At 56.8% G+C, this 18093-nt stretch carries 13 protein-coding genes; 5 read left to right on the forward strand and 8 right to left on the reverse strand.

The features are described 5' to 3' along the window. Positions 1 to 25 precede the first annotated feature (25 nt). The 8 genes from GS612_RS08115 to pyrH all read right to left on the reverse strand — a co-directional run bounded on the left by GS612_RS08115 (position 26) and on the right by pyrH (position 10150). Positions 26 to 2452, reverse strand: coding sequence for a DUF3772 domain-containing protein (locus tag GS612_RS08115; RefSeq protein WP_171639621.1), 2427 nt, complete (start codon positions 2450 to 2452; stop codon positions 26 to 28). Beyond that, the gene (locus tag GS612_RS08120) at positions 2452 to 3486 is read right to left on the reverse strand and encodes a cysteine synthase A (RefSeq protein ID WP_171639622.1); all 1035 of its coding nucleotides are present in this window, start codon (positions 3484 to 3486) and stop codon (positions 2452 to 2454) included. The genes GS612_RS08115 and GS612_RS08120 overlap by 1 nt, the downstream gene beginning before the upstream one ends. Positions 3487 to 3554: 68 nt before the next feature. After that, a complete protein-coding gene (locus GS612_RS08125) occupies positions 3555 to 4670 on the reverse strand; it encodes an NUDIX domain-containing protein (protein WP_152457778.1) in 1116 nt (371 codons plus the stop codon). 27 nt (positions 4671 to 4697) lie between these two features. Then, the gene (locus GS612_RS08130; protein WP_171639623.1) at positions 4698 to 5138 is read right to left on the reverse strand and encodes a TrgA family protein; all 441 of its coding nucleotides are present in this window, start codon (positions 5136 to 5138) and stop codon (positions 4698 to 4700) included. 15 nt (positions 5139 to 5153) lie between these two features. After that, on the reverse strand, positions 5154 to 6362 hold the full coding sequence (locus tag GS612_RS08135) for a cyclopropane-fatty-acyl-phospholipid synthase family protein (protein WP_171639624.1): 1209 nt from the start codon (positions 6360 to 6362) through the stop codon (positions 5154 to 5156). Positions 6363 to 6431: 69 nt separating this feature from the next. Next, the gene (locus tag GS612_RS08140; protein ID WP_171639625.1) at positions 6432 to 7856 is read right to left on the reverse strand and encodes a deoxyribodipyrimidine photo-lyase; all 1425 of its coding nucleotides are present in this window, start codon (positions 7854 to 7856) and stop codon (positions 6432 to 6434) included. A 50-nt stretch (positions 7857 to 7906) separates the two neighbouring features. Beyond that, entirely contained in the window at positions 7907 to 9133 is a 1227-nt protein-coding gene (locus GS612_RS08145; RefSeq protein ID WP_171639626.1) for an aminotransferase class V-fold PLP-dependent enzyme, read from the reverse strand. 264 nt (positions 9134 to 9397) lie between these two features. After that, the gene (gene pyrH, locus GS612_RS08150; RefSeq protein ID WP_152457773.1) at positions 9398 to 10150 is read right to left on the reverse strand and encodes a UMP kinase; all 753 of its coding nucleotides are present in this window, start codon (positions 10148 to 10150) and stop codon (positions 9398 to 9400) included. 97 nt (positions 10151 to 10247) lie between these two features. Here pyrH and miaA point away from each other — a divergent pair, with 97 nt between their 5' ends. The 5 genes from miaA to GS612_RS08175 all read left to right on the forward strand — a co-directional run bounded on the left by miaA (position 10248) and on the right by GS612_RS08175 (position 18010). Next, entirely contained in the window at positions 10248 to 11141 is an 894-nt protein-coding gene (miaA, locus tag GS612_RS08155) for a tRNA (adenosine(37)-N6)-dimethylallyltransferase MiaA (RefSeq protein WP_171639627.1), read from the forward strand. Between the two features lie 363 nt (positions 11142 to 11504). Continuing rightward, entirely contained in the window at positions 11505 to 13169 is a 1665-nt protein-coding gene (locus GS612_RS08160; protein ID WP_171639628.1) for an ABC transporter substrate-binding protein, read from the forward strand. 136 nt (positions 13170 to 13305) lie between these two features. After that, the gene (locus tag GS612_RS08165; RefSeq protein ID WP_152457770.1) at positions 13306 to 14352 is read left to right on the forward strand and encodes an ABC transporter permease; all 1047 of its coding nucleotides are present in this window, start codon (positions 13306 to 13308) and stop codon (positions 14350 to 14352) included. 13 nt (positions 14353 to 14365) lie between these two features. After that, positions 14366 to 15829 carry an ABC transporter permease gene (locus tag GS612_RS08170; protein WP_171639629.1) on the forward strand — a complete coding sequence of 488 codons (1464 nt, stop codon included), beginning with the start codon at positions 14366 to 14368 and terminating at the stop codon, positions 15827 to 15829. Positions 15830 to 15922: 93 nt separating this feature from the next. Beyond that, positions 15923 to 18010, forward strand: a complete 2088-nt coding sequence (locus GS612_RS08175; RefSeq protein ID WP_152457768.1) for an ABC transporter ATP-binding protein — start codon at positions 15923 to 15925, stop codon at positions 18008 to 18010. Positions 18011 to 18093: the final 83 nt, after the last annotated feature.

Genomic DNA, 18093 nt, shown 5'->3' on the forward strand with positions numbered 1-18093 from the left:
TCAACACGTGCCGCGATCTGGCCCCTCAGATCTCATCACCGGCATCCGGGTCCATATCCGCCTCGGTCAAATCCGCCGGAGCTTCTGCAACTTTGCGTGGCTCATCCTGCACAGATGCGGAAGGCTCCTGCTTGCTCGGGTCAGATGCCCGCAGGGTTTCGGGATTTCGCAACCAGACATCACGTTGTGCGAACGGGATCTCGATCCCTGCTTCCGAGAATCTGCGGTTGATTTCATGGTTCATGTCGGATTTCACCGACAGAACCCAATTCACATCCCGCAGGATCGCCCGTATTTCAAAATCCAAGGAATCTGCTCCGAACCCCTGGAACACGACGCTTGGCGCCGGGTTGGCCAAAACCATCGGATGGCTGTTGGCGATTTCGCCCAGAATGGTTTCGACCAGGCGCGTATCAGTTCCGTATGCGACACCCACCGGAACGATTACCCGCCCGATCGTGTTGCCGCGGGTATAGTTCGTTACAACACCGCTGATCAGGTCAGAGTTAGGAACGATGACATCCGTTCTGTCGAACGTCTCGACCCGGGTCGAACGAACGGAAATGTCCTTAACATATCCCATCATGCCATTCACATCGATCCAATCCCCCTTGGAAATCGGGCGCTCGACCAAAAGGATGATGCCAGAAACGAAGTTCGACACGATTGTCTGCAAACCAAAGCCGATGCCAACAGACAGCGCGCCAGCGACGATCGCCAGCGATGACAGATCAAAACCGGCCACCATGATTGCCACCAACGCGGCAAGGAATATGCCAACGTATCCCGAACCAGCGACAATCGCGTTTTGGCCACCCGGATCTATGTTGGTTTTCGGCAAAAGCGAATTGCGCAGCCCGCTTTGCAACAGACGCGTCAGCGTATAACCGATTGCAAACACGGCGACAAAGGTCAGAAAGTTGCTGGGCGAAACTGTGACGCCACCGATATCAAAACCAAGCAGCAGGCGCGACCATGCTTCCAGCAGATCGGTTTCCCGCGCGCCCCAATAGATCGCCAGAATGGGAAGCGCCAAGATGGCCAATGCAAACCCGACCAGTACGGAAAAAAGCGAATCCCCTGCGGCTTCGCCCTGCCCGGTGACCCAACCGTAAATCTGACTGATGAACCGTTGCAGGATGACCAAGGCCCCGATCAGCACCAATGTCTTGACGGCGGGAAACACGATTGCTTCGGCCGCATTGGTGTATCCGAAAATAGCCAGTAAGGGAGACATGATCCCCAAAAGGAACAAAGCCCGGCGAAGGAACTCGACCAGTTGGCTAAAACCCGCGGAACGGGTCGAGGCAGCTTGATCCGGAGGCCCGTCGGTTGTTCGAATCTGACGTACTCGCAACAACAACAAAGCCGTCGCGACAATGACCGGGAAACTGACTACGGCGCGAGTCGCGTCGGAAATGTTTTCGATCCGTTCGAACAAAAACGCCAATTCGTGCAAAACCAGCATCAGGGCAAGCAGATCGATATACACGCGCAGTTCAGTGATGCGCGCAGCGGACAGACGTTTGAACCCTTGCGACGCGCCGATAACGTATACCTGGCGACCAATCCAGTCATAGAAAAACACGATCGCTGCCCAATACGGAACATTCTGAAGCAAAAGGCTGCCCCGCAGACCCGGAACGCCTGTGAGACTGATCGCCGTGACCACAGCCACCACACCGATCCATGGCAACAGAATTCGCAATAGTGAGATTACGAACGACCAAACCCCTGTCCCGGCCCCGCCGAGTAACCTCAGGTAGTCGCCTCCAAGTTCAGACCACCGTTTGCCAAAGATCAGCAGCACGGCTGAAATGACCAGAAGTATGAAGATTGCGAGCCCACGAGCGCGAATTTGCTCGCGCACGACATCTGAACGCAAATTCGTTATCGTTTCGTTTACCAGGCCTTGAACGGCCTCTTTGACATCCACCCATGCCGGACCCCAATATGCCGGGTTGATCGGCGAAGGGCCCTGTTCAAAGAACTCTTTTTTCTGGCGCGCGCGAAGGATCTGATCAATTTCGCTGATCAGCCCGTTCGCACGGCTATACGCCTCTTCGGATATAATGCGCGGAACACGCAGGCTGTTGAGCTGTTCCTCAAGGTGCACGCGAAGATTTGCTATGTCTTCAGGTTCAGTCGTGTCCCCTTCGGGTTTGGGCCCCAACGCTTTTATCTGGCTTTCCAGCGTCGTTATACGGTCGGTATTCGCACCACGAGCTCGATTAAAGTCGTCCCTGTAACCATTTATTTCAGAGCGTAAATTCTCCAGCGCAGCGTCAGACGCCCGGTTCGCCTCGATGACGGCTTCGGCCCGGCTCGCGGTTTTGACCCAGCCTTGGTAATACTCACTTTGACGATCCGTCAGCTGTGCAACAGCGCTATTCGAAAACCCGACAAAGCACAGGAATAGCAGGGTCAGAAACAGGCGGACCTGTCCAAGCATCACACGTCCTCGAAAACGCCGGGAATGCTGCGCGGTGCCTCGGTCATCCAATCCGGAACCGGAAGCTCTTTTTCACGCAGGAACTCGGGGTTGAACAGCTTTGATTGATAGCGTGTGCCATAATCGCACAGGATGGTCACAATGGTATGGCCGGGCCCCATTTCCTTGGCCAGGCGCACCGCCCCTGCCATGTTGATCGCGGTCGAGCCGCCCATGACCAGGCCTTCGTCACGCAGAAGATCAAAGATGTAGGGCAGCGCTTCGTTGTCGGTGATCTGATAAGAAAAATCCGGCGTGAACCCCTCAAGGTTTTTGGTGATACGCACCTGCCCGATACCTTCGGCGATTGACCCACCTTCCATCGCGATCTCGCCTGTTGTGTAATACGAATACAGGCCAGCCCCCATAGGATCTGCAAGACCGATCTTGACGCCCTTGGGTTGCAAAACTTCTGCAACGCCTGCCAATGTCCCACCCGACCCGACCGCGCTGACGAACCCGTCAACTTTGCCGTCTGTCTGGTCCCAGATCTCGGGGCCCGTGGTTTCCACATGTGCCTGACGATTCGCCACATTGTCGAACTGGTTGGCCCAGATTGCGCCATTGGGTTCTGTCTGCGCCAATTCCTCGGCCAGACGGCGGGAATAGTGCACGAAATTGTTGGGGTTGCGATACGGGGCCGCGGGTACCTGAACCAACTGTGCGCCCGCCAGACGCAGCATATCCTTCTTTTCTTCCGATTGGGTCTCGGGGATAACGATAACCGTTTTGAACCCCATCGACGCACCTACCAAAGCCAGACCAATACCGGTGTTGCCGGCGGTGCCTTCCACGATGGTGCCGCCCGGTTTCAGATCCCCGCGTGCGATGGCATCTTTGATGATAAAAAGAGCAGCACGATCCTTTACCGACTGTCCCGGGTTCATGAACTCGGCTTTGCCAAGAATCTCGCATCCGGTCTCTTCGCTGATGCGGCGCAGCCGGATCAACGGTGTTTTTCCTACTGCGTCAGCAAGATCTCGTGCAATGCGCATGGTCGCCTCTTGTCATTTGGTATCTTCGAAGATTTACAGGCGCACTGCCGGGACCACAAGCGCGATAGTCACGCGCGCAAACGATCCCGATGGCGGGCCAGCCAGTAAGCCAGAGACACCAGCTGCAAATCCTTGAAAAGATGACGGTCTGTCATATCGATGAATTCGTCGAACGGCAGAATCCGACTGCGAATATCTTCGCCTTCTGTGTCCAGGCCACCGGTGATGGTTGTCTGGGTCAAGTTGCCAAGCCCGACATAGAGATACATGAAACCCGTCGACGACCCGCTGGAGGAATACGCCCCGCCCGCATATTCCAGCCTGTCAAATTGAACTCCGGCTTCCTCCATGGCTTCGCGATGTGCCGTCTGTTCCGGCGTTTCGCCGGGGTCGATCATCCCGGCAACCGCTTCCCAAAGCCAGGGCTCTGGATCATCGATCAAAAACACCGGCGGTCTGAACTGCTCAACCAAAAGCACGGTGTCGCGGATCGGGTCATAAGGCAGAACGGACACGGCGCTGCCCTGCATCAAGCCGCCCCGGTGCAGCACGGGGCCCATGCTGCCGTCATGTTGCCGGTGCTGAAGGTCTATTTCCTCCATCCCGAAATAGTCGACGTAAACGCGTTCATGACGGTGGACGATTACGTCTTCGGCTATGTTCCGCGGATCGCCGGTTCGCCGCTGCCTGGCCATGATCTTTGCCCAGGCTCGGGTTTGAATGGCGCGGACGCTGCGCGCCATGGTTTTGGGGTCGACTCTGCCGAAATAGGCCATTTCTTCTTCGGCTGCGAGCGCTGTAACCTCGCCCAATTTGTCTGCCCAGCCCTGCAACGACCACAACTCACCGGGTTGCCACGCGCCCGGGGTCGGGAAAAAGACCTGTGCCTGTGCTTCGCCCCCGTCCTCCAGAATGACCTTCAACGATTTCAGGTCATAGTCGAAGGATCCTTCGTAATAAGCCAGTCTGGCCAGATCATCGGAGGACAGGCCCTGCACCAGCAGACCTTCGGCAGCGGCACCCTTGGCGGGAAGTATCATCGGGAAATCCTGCCCCTGGACCGCGTGAACCGCGTGATCGCACAGCTTGGCAGCGTGAAACGTTATTTCGCTCAGCGGACGGCCCAGGACACGCTGCAACAGCGGCAGATACCGCAACGTTCCATAGAAGAACAAATCAGACAAATTTAATCTCTCTTGTGACGAAACGATTCAGCGCCATTTGCGGCTGGCCTGTTCCGTGGCCAGACCGGCGACAACGGCGCCAATTGCGAGTGCAACCAGAATTTCGGGATAGATAAGCTGCTTACCATAATCGATACCAATCGAAAAAATGGCCATCACAGCTTCGAACGGGCCGCCATATCGATTGCGCATCGCAAGGTCGAACATGCGGTAGCATCCCTGCACAAACAGCGCCCAGAAAACCAGCGAAGCAACGCCGGTCAGGCCGTTATTAATACCCGCTGTCCAACCACGCCCAGCGCGCTTGCCCATGATTTTCCAACCACAGATCGCACCAAGAGCCATGTTCACATAGGTGAAGTAGCCATAGTCCTTACCCTCTTCACCGTTATCGATAACCATGCCTGAAACAAGAAAGGCCAGCACGACGAGACAAACAGCGGCGACGAGACGCGAGGCAGTGGGCATGTGACGGTCCGTGAGTTAACTTGGTTTTGCTATTGTGATCTGTGTCACATCGCAATTGCCCGTGTCAAAGGCCGCACCGCACGCAGTCAAATAATAATTCCACATGCGGCGGAAACGCTCATCAAACCCCATGTCCGAGATCTGATCCCATTTGTCGTTGAACGTTTCATACCAGCGACGCAGAGTCAGATCATAGCTTTTCCCGAATTCCTTCGAACGCACGACTTTCAACCCGGCCTGATCGATCTGCTGACGCAGGATGGTCGGCGACGGAAGCATCCCGCCGGGAAAGATATATTTCTGAATGAAATCAACGCCGTTCTTGTAAAAATCCCAGCGGTGATCACCCACCGTGATGATTTGCAAGGTTGCCTGAGCGCCGGGCTTCAACCGCTCACGAACTGTTTCGAAATAGACCGGCCAGTATTTCTGACCCACGGCCTCAAACATTTCGATGGATGCGATGCCGTCATAGACCCCGCGTTCATCCCGATAGTCTTGAAGCTTGAATTCAACCCGATCTGATAGACCAGCTTTTTCAATACGTTCCTTGGCGTACTTGAATTGCTCCTCACTGATGGTCAGGCCGGTGACACGCAAACCTCGTTCCTTTGCGGCATATTCCGCGAAGCCGCCCCAGCCACATCCGATCTCCAGTACATGGTCACCCGGTTTGGCACCCATCTCATCCACAAGACTTGCGTATTTGGCGATCTGGGCCTTCTCGAGGCTTTCCTGCCCAGACTCAAAAATCGCGCTGGAATAGGTCATCGTGTCATCCAGCCAAGAACTGTAAAATTCGTTACCCAGATCGTAGTGATACGAGATGTTCTTTTTGGCTTGCGCCCTGTTGTTTCTGTGCAGCCAGAACCGCAGCCGTTCATAGGCCTGAACAAGAAACTGGCCCGTAAACCCGTCATAAACGGTCTCGGTTCCAAGATGCACAAGATCCATGAAAGACCGCAGATCGGGTGTGCTCCAATGTCCGTCCAGATACGCATCGGAGAAACCCAGTTCACCTTCGCGGATCAGGCGCGCAAAGACATCGTCGTCGTGAATATCGACCTGCGCCACCGGCCCGGGCTTTGCGCCTTCTGCGCGAAACGTGCGACCGTCGGGTAGTCTGATATCAAGACGCCCGGTTTCCATCCGGTTCAACATTTTAAAGACTTGGGCGAAATATCTGGGCAGGTCTTTTTGCCCTTCGGTCGTCGTCAGGATCATCCGCTCTCCCCTCTGCGGTACGCGTACAAAGCTAGGCGGCGAAATTGTTTCTGGCAAGTTTTCAGTTCCTTAGTGGGATTTTCGGCTTTCATATGCGCGCAAGGCGCGGGTCCGCCCTTCGGGCAATTCGACTATGGGTTTGGGGTATTCCGCATCCGGACGCAGCCCCCATGAACGCGGGACGGCATCAAAATACGACAGGGCGGTCTTGCTGGGTTCGGAATAACCTTCGGCAATCCAGCGATGCGTATAGTTCCCGTCGGGATCGAATTTCTCAGCTTGCGTCTGGGGGTTGAAAATCCGGAAAAACGGGGATGCATCGGGCCCAGATCCAGCAACCCATTGCCAACCCATGGCATTGCAGGCCGGATCCCAGTCGATCAGGCAATCCTCAAACCATTTCATCCCTATTTTCCAGTGGGTCATAAGATGCTTGGTCAGATAGCTTGCGACAATCATCCGAGCCCGGTTGTGCATTCGACCCGTGACATACATTTGCCGCAGCCCAGCATCGACGACAGGTATTCCAGTTCTGGCCTGCTGCCATGCAGTGACTTCGGGATGGTCCGGATCGGTATTCCAGGGAAAGCTGTCCCATTCCGGCTTCCAGTTGGAAGCCACCAGTTGGGGCGTGTGATACATCAGGTGATAGGCAAACTCGCGCCAGACGAGTTGACGTAGATAGGCATCGGCACCGGGTGTACCGGTCAACGCAGCCCTTTGGACCATATGCCAGACTGTACGCGGCCCGATTTCACCCAAAGACAGGTATTCCGACAGGTTAGACGTTCCGTCCTGATCCAACCTGTCCCGGTTACTGGAATAGTGGGAAAGTCGCCCAAGAAACGCCTCGAGGTGATCCAAGGCGGCCTGTTCGCCGGGTTTTACATGAGGACGAACGACAGCCGCGCCCCTGTTCATGGCATCCCCCATCTGCCAATCGCTCAATTTGTCAGAAGCGGGCCACGACATCGGGGCCTGCAAATCGGCAACCCGCGCATCGGGAAATTGTACATCCCGCCCCTGAACCGCACGCCACATGGGCGTGTAGACCCGAAACGGATTTCCTGTTTTTGTAGCGACAGTCCAGGGCTCAAAAAGAAGATGCCCCGCAAATGACTTTGCCGTCACTCCTACTTTTGTAAGCACAGACTTGATCGTCTTGTCGCGTTCGATTGAGGCCGGATCGTAAGCGCGAGACCAGAAGACGGAGGTTGCGCCGGTCTCGGCCATGACCTGCTGCACCTGTTCAAGTGCGTCGCCGCGTCGGAAAATCAGTCGGCTGCCCATATTGGCCAGTGACGCTGTGAAAGCTTCCAGCCCCAAGCCCAAACGCCACTTCGGCGCGGCCCCCATCTGTTCGACGAGGTTGTCATGAATAAACAAAGGTATGACCGGACGGCCACTTTCGGCCGCTGCAGTCAACGCGGGGTGGTCCGACAGACGCAAGTCCCGTCGAAACCACAAAATGATCGGAGCTTGCTGTTGCTTCACAATACGCCCTTGAGGTTTTTTGATTTCTACGCGCCCTCAAGAGTAGTGGATCACAAAACGCGCTCAAGAGCCTCTAAAAGCTGATCAATTTCCTGCTTCGTGGTGTAGTGGGTGAAGCTGACCCTCAAAACACCCTGCGCCGGGTCGACGCCCATCGCCTGCAAGGGACGCACCGCATAGAAGTCTCCGCCACCCGCCATGACACCGTATTGCGCCAGTTCCGCCGCAACCGGTTCAGCCGGGCGGTTCAACGAAAGGGCGACGGTGGGCGCGCGCCGGCTGGCATCGGAAGGACCGATCAGGCGCACAGCGTTTCGATCCTTTACCGCATCCAGAACCGGTTGCAGCAACGACTCTTCGTGTGATCGCATCAGATCGTGGACAAATACGCCCTGCTCCGCCGCGCCCGCCTCAGGCCCGCCATGGTGGGCGCAAAGCAGCTCAACATAATCCGCCATACCTGCACTGGCCGAAATCTGCGCGTGATCGGGTCCCGCCGGGGTGAACCGCTTGTACAGGACGTCGCCGTTGAAATAATGGGCCTGGTTGGGCAACAGCTCACCCAACGTGCGGCGGATAACCATGCACCCCTGGTGCGGGCCATAGGTCTTGTACGCAGAAAACAAATAGATATCCGGCCCCAGATCGCCAACATTCGGAAATCCGTGCGGGGCGTAGGATACGCCATCAACGCAGACAAACGCACCCGCCGCATGCGCAATGGCAGTGATCTCGGTGACCGGATTGATCTCGCCAACGACATTTGAGCAATGCGGGAAACAGACCAGACGCACTTTTTCGTCCAGCATGTTTTCCAGATCCTGAGGGTTCAGCGACCCGGTTTCGGGGTCGATTTGCCATTCCCTCACCTCTATCCCGGCCTCGACCAGACGACGCCACGGGCCAGAGTTGGCTTCGTGATCCTGATTGGTCACGACGATTGCCTCGCCGGGCTTCATCCATTGCCGGAACGCCTGCGCCAGAACATAGGTGTTCTGGGTGGTTGAAGGACCAAAACTCAGTTCATCCGTGTCGACGCCCAGAATGGCAGCCATACGCGCACGCGCCTCGTCCATTTCGGCGCCCGCAAGGCGGCTGGCCTCATATGGGGCGTAAGGCTGAACCTTGCGCTGCGTGTAGAACCGCGTCAGCCGGTCGATCACTGGTTTGCAGGTGTAAGACCCACCTGCATTTTCGAAGAACGCCTGCCCTTGCAGGCTGGGTTCTGAAAAGGCCGGGAACTGCGCCCGAACGAAATCGATATCCAGAGAGCTCATGCCTCATTGCTCCTTAGTTGTGCAGTCAGATCAATGAGATGCCCGCGCATGTTTCCGGACATCTCAGAAATCATGGCAGGTCTTCCAGCCCAGCCTGTGCTTGGGCCTTTGGCCGACGAAACACGGGGCAGCCCTTCGCCTTGGAAGGACACCGATACTTAGACAGGGCCGCCCACAACCGTCAAGCGAAAGCAAAACGCAAAAGCCCCGGCTCGACGCCGGGGCTTTGAAAGCTTGCGGAATTGTCCGGCGATTCCTCTCGCCTCAACCCTGAACCTTGGTATAGGTCCCTTCGCCCGCGAGAATTCCTCGGAAGCCGCCGGGCTCATCAAGTCCGAAGACGATCAGGGGCAGATTGTTGTCGCGTGCCAAGGCAATGGCCGAAGCATCCATGACCCGCAAACGTTTGGCCAGCACGTCATCATAGGTCACGGTATCATAGCGTACGGCGTCAGCATGTTCCGCAGGGTCTTTGTCATACACCCCATCCACTCCGTTCTTGCCCATGAAGATCGCCTCGCACGCCATTTCGTTGGCGCGCAGGGTGGCTGCGGTGTCTGTCGTGAAATACGGGTTGCCAGTACCGGCGGCGAAAATACAGACCCGCTTTTTCTCGAGGTGCCGAACAGCCCGGCGGCGGATATAGGGTTCGCACACCTCGTCCATGCGAATGGCCGAGATCACGCGGGTGAACACTCCTATCTCTTCCAGTGCGGATTGCATCCCCAGCGCGTTCATCACCGTGGCCAACATGCCCATGTAATCCGCCGTAGTCCGCTCCATGCCCTGGGCTGAACCGCTCAGGCCGCGAAAAATGTTTCCGCCACCGATGACCATGCATATCTCAACGCCCAGATCGTGAACCGATTTCACTTCTTGCGCGATGCGTTGAACGGTTGGCGGGTGCAAGCCGAATCCCTGATCCCCCATCAACGCCTCGCCTGAGATTTTCAACATGACCCGATTGTACTTTGTTTTCGGGGTCTCGGCTGTTTCAGAAGAAGGGGAAAGGCTCATGTTGCGCTCCGGGCTGGCACGGGGTTAATTTCCGGCGCAAAATGAAGCAAAAGCTCCGCAGGTTCAATGCGGTTGGTGAGGATAGAGGCAACCGCGCATGACCCGGCGATCAACAGACCTGCTTTTTCGGCAACTGCCGCCTGTTCCGGACGACAAGCCGGTTCTGATCGCGGGGCCTACGGCATCCGGGAAATCAGCGCTGGCGCTGGAGATCGCCGAACGGCATGGCGGGGTTATCGTCAATGCGGATGCAAGCCAGGTTTATGACTGCTGGCGCGTCATCTCGGCCCGGCCATCCGCCCAGGAAGAAGCCCGCGCGCCGCATCTGTTGTACGGGCACGTCGCCTATGATCAGGATTATTCTACCGGCCATTGGCTGCGCGAGGTCCTGCCCCTGCTAACGGGGCATCAACGCCCGATCATCGTCGGTGGGACGGGATTGTATTTCTCGGCCCTGACCGAAGGCATGGCTCAAATCCCTGCGACGCCACCCGAAGTTCGGGCCGAGGCCGATCAGATGCCCATGGCAGACCTTCTGGAGGGGGTCGATGCAGACACGCTTGCAAAGCTGGACATACACAACCGTGCCCGCGTGCAACGCGCATGGGAGGTGCAGCGCGTCACAGGTCGCAGCCTGTTGTCCTGGCAGGCCGAAACGCCCCCACCGGCACTTCCGCTGAACGAGACCCTGCCGATCGTTTTTGACGTTGACAAAGCATGGCTGCTGAACAGGATAGAACGCCGCTTTGACCAGATGCTGGAACAGGGCGCGATCGAGGAAGTGCGTGCCATGCAGGACCGGTTCGACCCCACCCTTCCGGCCTGCAAGGCCATAGGCGTGCCGGAACTCAGGGCATATTTGGACGGCGCGATGACTTTGGATCAGGCGCGAGAGCGCGCAACCATAGCGACGCGTCAATTCGCCAAGCGTCAGCGTACCTGGTTTCGCGCCCGAATGAAGGCCTGGAATCACGTCGATCCCTCTTGTTAGTACCCGTTAGTAATCGGCTCTTTTGTCTTAGCAAAAGCAAGGCGCCGCCAAGTCTCAAAGCTTAAGAGAACTTAATGATTTGCTGCGATTTCCCTTAACAAACTAAGAAAACAATGGGGAAACCGGCATCGCTTTGGGCTGCCAGAAGAAATGCTTCTCCACGACTTCAACTGATCGCGAATGTCGTTTTTGTACTACTTATGACGATTTCGAACATTGACCTTATCTGAAATCTGGTGCCGAATAACGACATGGGGATGAACAGAGTCCAAAAAACAAAATCCTTCACTCTGGCGACCGAAAGAAACCGGGTCGCGTAGAGCCATAATCAATCAACAAAATCAGTGTCACAGGGAGACATCCATGACGAATACCGTATCCACCGAAGACAAGGTGCACTGGGCGGCAGCGATGCACGCTCAGGAATACCGCGACGGCAAGCTAAGCCGAAGGGAATTCATGACACGCGCAACCAGTCTTGGGGTTACTGCCGCAGCGGCCTATGGCATGATCGGATTGCCGACACCTGCTTTGGCCGAAACAGCAAAGCAGGAAGGCGGCACGCTGCGTGTGCAGCAAGAAGTCCGCGCCCTCAAAGATCCCAGAACCTATGACTGGTCGCAGATCGCAAACGTGACGCGCGGCACGCTGGAATATCTGGTCGAGTACAACTCGGACGGATCGTTCCGTGGCATGCTGCTGGAAAGCTGGGAAGTCAACGACGACGCGACCGTTTACACTCTGAATGTCCGTCCGGGCGTCAAGTGGAACAATGGCGACGATTTCACGGCTGACGACGTTGCCCGCAACATCGCGCGCTGGTGTGACAAGAGCTCGGAAACCAACTCGATGGCGGGCCGCTTTGCAACCTTGATCGACGCGGATACCGGTCAGGCCGGTGAGGGTGTCATCGAAGTCGTCGACGCAACCACGGTCAAACTGAACCTGCCAAAGCCGGATATCACTCTTATTCCGGGCATGGCCGACTATCCCGGCGCGATTGTTCACAGCTCGTTCAGCGAGACTGACCTGCTGAACAATGTGGGAACCGGCCCCTATCTGATGGACGAACTTGAGGTTGGCGTTAAAGCCGTTCTGGTTCGCAACCCGGATCACAACTGGTGGGGTGAAGAAGTGTATGGCCGCCCTGCCCTGGATCGTATCGAGTACATCGACTACGGAACCGACCCTTCTGCCTGGTTGGCGGCGCTGGAATCCGACGAAGTCGACATGCTGTATGAATCGGTGGGTGAATTCATCGACGTGATGGACGGGCTTGGCTATGTGAAGTCAGAAGTGGTGACCGCCGCGACCATCGTTATTCGTCCCAACCAACTGGCCGAGATCGACGGGCAAAAGCCTTATGCGGACAAACGTGTCCGGCAGGCCCTTCAGATGGCCGTAGACAATTCAGTTTGTCTGGAACTGGGCTATGGCGGTCGCGGAGCGCCGGCGGAAAACCATCACGTGGCGCCGCTGCATCCGGAATATGCCGAGCTTCCGCCGCAAAAGGTTGATCCCGCAGCGGCCAAGGCGTTGATGGACGAAGCCGGTTTCGGTGATTTCGAGCACGAGATCATCTCGATCGACGATGACTGGCGTCGCAACACTACAGATGCCGTTGCCGCGCAACTGCGCGATGCCGGGATCAAGGTCAAGCGGACCGTTCTGCCGGGCAATACCTTCTGGAACGACTGGGCCAAGTACCCGTTCAGCTCGACCAACTGGAACCCGCGTCCGTTGGGTGTTCAGATTTGGGCGCTTGCTTATCGTACGGGCGAAGCCTGGAACGAGTTCGGCTATGCGAGCCCCGAGTTTGACGCCATTCTGGAAGAGGCGCTGGCCATTGCCGACGCGGACAAGCGTCGCGAAGTCATGGCGCGTGGCGAAGCACTGCTTCAGGAAGATGGGGTTACTATTCAGCCCTATTGGCGCTCGCTCTATCGCCACATGAAAGAGGGTCTTGTTGGAACCGATATGCATGTGACCTTCGAACACCATCACTACAAGTGGGGCTGGGCTGCCTAAGCACTGCAATCCACACACGAGGGGCGCCTGACACGGGCGCCCCTTTCCAGCCGCAGACTTGCCGACGCGGGGTCGGACGTCCGAGGCCAGAAAATGGTCCAATGATCTGCGGAATACCTGAACAACAGGGGCCACCATGGGACTATTTATCCTACGACGGTTCGGAGTGATGCTGCTTACGGCATTATGTCTGACATTCGTCGTCTTTTTCCTGACCAACCTATACCCGAACCTTGAAAAGCTGGCGAAAACGCAGGGCAACCAGCGTATGTCGGATGAGCAGGTCGAAGCCTGGTTGGAAAACCGCGGCTACTTGCAGCCGACACTCGTGAAGTACGGCCAATGGTTGGGCGTGATGCCCGGGTTCCAGAATACACTGGAAGATGGCCAGTTCGTGGGAACCTGCACAAGACCCGGTTCGACGGCAGAGGACACGGCAAGATATTGTGGTGTTCTTCAGGGCGATTGGGGATACTCAACCGTTTTCAAGGAAGAAGTCGGAACCATCGTTGGCAAGCGCTTGGGCAACACAGGTTACCTGATGTTCTGGGTTTTGGTCCTGATGGTGCCTTCCGCCCTGATCGTTGGTGTACTGGCCGGGATGCGAGAGGGATCAGCCCTCGATCGATCATTGTCGACCTTCTCAATCATCACGACAGCGACACCGGAATACGTATCGGGCGTTATCTTCATCGCGATCTTCACCTCGTCCACCGTGGGGCTGAAATGGTTCAAGGGAACCGCGACGCAAGCGATGGAGAACCCGACATTCGAGAACTTCTTCCTGCCGGTTCTCACCATTGCGCTGTACGGTATGGGCTATATCGCCCGGATGACCCGCGCTTCGATGACCGAAGTGATGACGGCGCAATACATTCGGACCGCACGGCTGAAGGGTGTCTCGTTCCCGAACATCGTCATGAAACACGCCTTGCGCAACGCGTTGATCGCGCCGTTCACGGTTATCATGCTGCAGTTCCCATGGCTGCTGAACGGCGTGGTGATTGTTGAAACCCTGTTCAACTACAAGGGTTTCGGCTGGGCGCTAGTTCAGGCCGCTGGCAACAACGACATCCAGCTTCTGCTGGCGATCTCGGTCGTGTCGGTCTTCGTGGTTCTGATAACGCAGCTGATCTCGGATATCGGCTACGTTTACCTCAACCCGCGCATTCGCATTTCATAAGGAGGGTGAGATTATGGAACCACTAACCTGGACCGGCTCTATCGCCTTCCTGAACCCGCTGCTGATGATTGCACTGGCAGTACTTTTGCTGTCGATCCTGGTCTGGATCATCGCCAGTATTTTTTTGCCTGAACAGCAGATTGTCGTGAATCCGGATGGATCCGTCAGTTCTGGCGGCGGTGTCCGTGGATTGATCCAGCTTGTGCTGCATTACAGTTTCCTTGCCAGCGTGGGATTGGCCGTGGCTTATCTGGTGCTGGGCATCCTGATGGGCACTGGCGCAGGGATCATCGGCGCCATTTCCCAGCAATTCCTGCCTGTATGGGTCGCGCTGATCATCATGTTCGCCATGTCCATCGCCTTCAAACGACGGTTGGGGTTGTACGGCAAACTGTATGACAGTCCCATCGGAATGATCGGCTTTGGCCTTGTGATGTTCTGGGTTTTTACCGGCATCTTCGGCGCGCTTGATCTGATCGTAACCCATGACCCGCTGACACAGATATCTGGCATGAAGAACAAAGTGCCGGGAACGCCTCTGCCTAATCTGGAGGACGGCGAGTATGCTTGGTATCTTCTGGGCGGTGACAATCTGGCGCGAGACGTATTCAGCCGGATGGTCAAGGGGGCCTGGGTTGTGGTGCAGATTGCACCGCTGGCAACGATGTTCGCCTTTATGGTCGGCATTACGCTGGGGCTTCCCGCCGGTTACTATGGGGGCCGTTTTGATACGTTCCTGTCCTTCCTCGCCAACCTGATCCTCGCCTTCCCGGTGATCCTGCTGTTCTACCTGCTGGTGACGCCGGAAATCGTGGCAACCGGGGTGCCGAACTACATGGCGGCCGTGTTGTTCGTGTTCCCGATCCTGTTCATCGGCGTATTGCTGAATTCGCGCTATTACACGCGCCCGAATTTCCGCACGCCATTGCTTATCGGTGTTCTGGGTGTTGCGATCTGGCTGTATCTGTCGCTGATTTCGACCGGTGGCTACATCATCAATACCGAGGCCTACCGGATCTGGGGTCTGCCGACCTATCTGGACCTGTTCGATATCCCCGGCGGTATTCTGGTGGTGTTCGTCTCGGTGGTGTTCGTCAACTCGCCCACGGTCTTCCGTATCGTGCGCGGCTTGGCGCTGGACATCAAAACCCGCGATTACGTGGCTGCGGCCCAGACACGCGGCGAAGGGCCGTGGTACATCATGCTTTGGGAAATCCTGCCCAACGCCCGTGGCCCTCTGATCGTCGATTTCTGTCTGCGCATCGGGTACACCACCATTCTTCTGGGGACTTTGGGCTTCTTCGGACTGGGCCTTCCGCCGGAAAGCCCGGACTGGGGATCCACGATCAACGAGGGGCGCAAGCTGCTGTCGATCTACCTGCACCCTGCCCTTCCTCCTGCCTTTGCCCTGCTGTCGCTGGTTCTTGGTCTGAACCTGCTGGCTGACGGTCTTCGCGAGGAAAGCCTGAAGGACTGATGTGATCGAGGCCGGGGGGCCAGCCCCCCGGACCCCCCGGGATATTTTTGGCCAGATGAAGGGGATCCCCGCATTTGGTGAGGAGTAAGCAAAATGAGCAAAATGGCGGATTATGACGGCCCGATCCTGGAGATCGACAAGCTGTCCATCTCATTCTTTACCCGCCTGCGGGAAATCCCCGCCGTGATGGATTTCTCGGTCAGCGTAGAGCCCGGCGAAGCCGTGGGGCTGGTTGGTGAATCCGGTTGTGGCAAATCGACCGTGGCACTGGGCGTGATGCAGGATCTTGGCAAGAACGGTCGCATCGTCGGAGGCACGATAAAATTCAAGGGGCGCGATCTGGCAGAGATGTCGGCCGAAGAGTTGCGCGACATTCGCGGCAATGAAATCGCGATGATCTATCAGGAACCGATGGCATCGCTGAATCCGGCGATGAAGATCGGCAAACAATTAATGGAAGTGCCGATGATCCACGAGGGGGTAAGTCAGGAAGAGGCTTATTCCCGTGCGCTGGAAGTGGTGACGGATGTTCGCCTGCCAGACCCCGAGCGGATGTTGAATTCGTTTCCGCACCAACTGTCGGGTGGTCAGCAACAGCGGATCGTGATTGCAATGGCGCTGATGTCGAAACCGGCGCTGTTGATCCTGGACGAGCCGACAACGGCTTTGGACGTGACCGTCGAGGCCGCCGTGGTCGAACTGGTCAAGGATCTGGGCAAGAAATACGGCACCTCGATGTTGTTTATCTCGCACAACCTCGGGCTGGTTCTGGAAACCTGCGACCGTCTTTGCGTCATGTATTCGGGTGAAGCGGTCGAGCGTGGCTCGATCAAGGATGTGTTCGACGAGATGCAGCACCCTTATACACAGGCGCTGTTCCGTTCGATCCCGCTGCCGGGGGCTGACAAGAACACGCGTCCGCTGGTGGCTATTCCGGGGAACTTCCCATTGCCCCACGAGCGGCCTCCGGGTTGCAACTTTGGACCGCGGTGCGACTATTTCGAAGAGGGGCGCTGTGACGCGAAGGAAATCCTGATGGAGGCCGTTCCGGGAAATGACCGGCACCACACCCGCTGCCTTAAATTCCAGGAAATCGACTGGAACGCCCCACTTGCGCTGGCCGATCAGAAAGAAAAGGGTGAGATTGGCCGAACGGTTCTGAAAATGGACAACCTCAAGAAATATTACGAGGTTGCGGCAAATGCCTTGTTTGGCGGCGGTGAGAAGAAGGTTGTGAAGGCCAACGAAACGCTAAGCTTCGAGGCGCACGAATCCGAGACACTGGCCATCGTGGGGGAATCCGGCTGCGGCAAGTCCACCTTCGCCAAGGTCCTTATGGGATTGGAGACGGCTACAGACGGGCAGATCCTGCTGGACAACCGCAACATCGAACAGGTGCCCATCGAAGAACGCGATGCCAAGACGATCGGCGAAGTTCAGATGGTTTTCCAGAACCCGTTCGACACGCTGAATCCATCGATGACCGTTGGCCGTCAGATCATCCGGGCGCTTGAAATCTTCGGTGTCGGAAACTCTGAAGCCGAGCGAAAGAAGCGGATGCTGGAACTGCTTGATCTGGTGAAGCTGCCGCGCGCCTTTGCAGACAGGATGCCGCGACAGCTGTCCGGCGGGCAGAAACAGCGCGTGGGTATCGCGCGCGCCTTTGCCGGCGATGCGCGTATCGTTGTGGCGGACGAACCCGTCTCGGCGCTGGATGTGTCGGTTCAAGCTGCCGTGACGGATCTTTTGATGGAGATACAGCGACAGCACAAGACCACTCTGTTGTTCATCAGCCACGATTTGTCCATCGTGCGTTACCTCAGTGACCGGGTTATGGTGATGTATCTGGGCCATGTCGTGGAATTGGGCACCACGGATCAGGTCTTTGCCCCGCCCTATCACCCCTATACCGAGGCGCTGCTGAGCGCGGTTCCGATTGCGGATACCTCGATCGAAAAGCAGCATATCGTTCTGGAAGGCGATATTCCTTCGGCCATGAACCCGCCACCAGGCTGTCCGTTCCAGACGCGTTGCCGATGGAAATCCGAGGTGCCTGACGGTCGGTGCGAATCCCATGTGCCGCCGGTGCAGACGCTGGCTGATGGGCACCAGATCAAATGCCACCTGGCCGAAGATATTCTGGCCCGGATGGAGCCGGTGATCAAAGTCGCAGCGGAGTAAACCCGTTTCTGAACCTTGAAAAAGGGCCGGTCAGGGACCGGCCCTTTCTTTTGGCGCCGTGGTTTCTTGGGGAGACAGGCGGC

This window comes from Ruegeria sp. HKCCD6157, from assembly GCF_013110685.1.
In the GTDB taxonomy this organism is placed as follows: Bacteria; Pseudomonadota; Alphaproteobacteria; order Rhodobacterales; family Rhodobacteraceae; genus Ruegeria.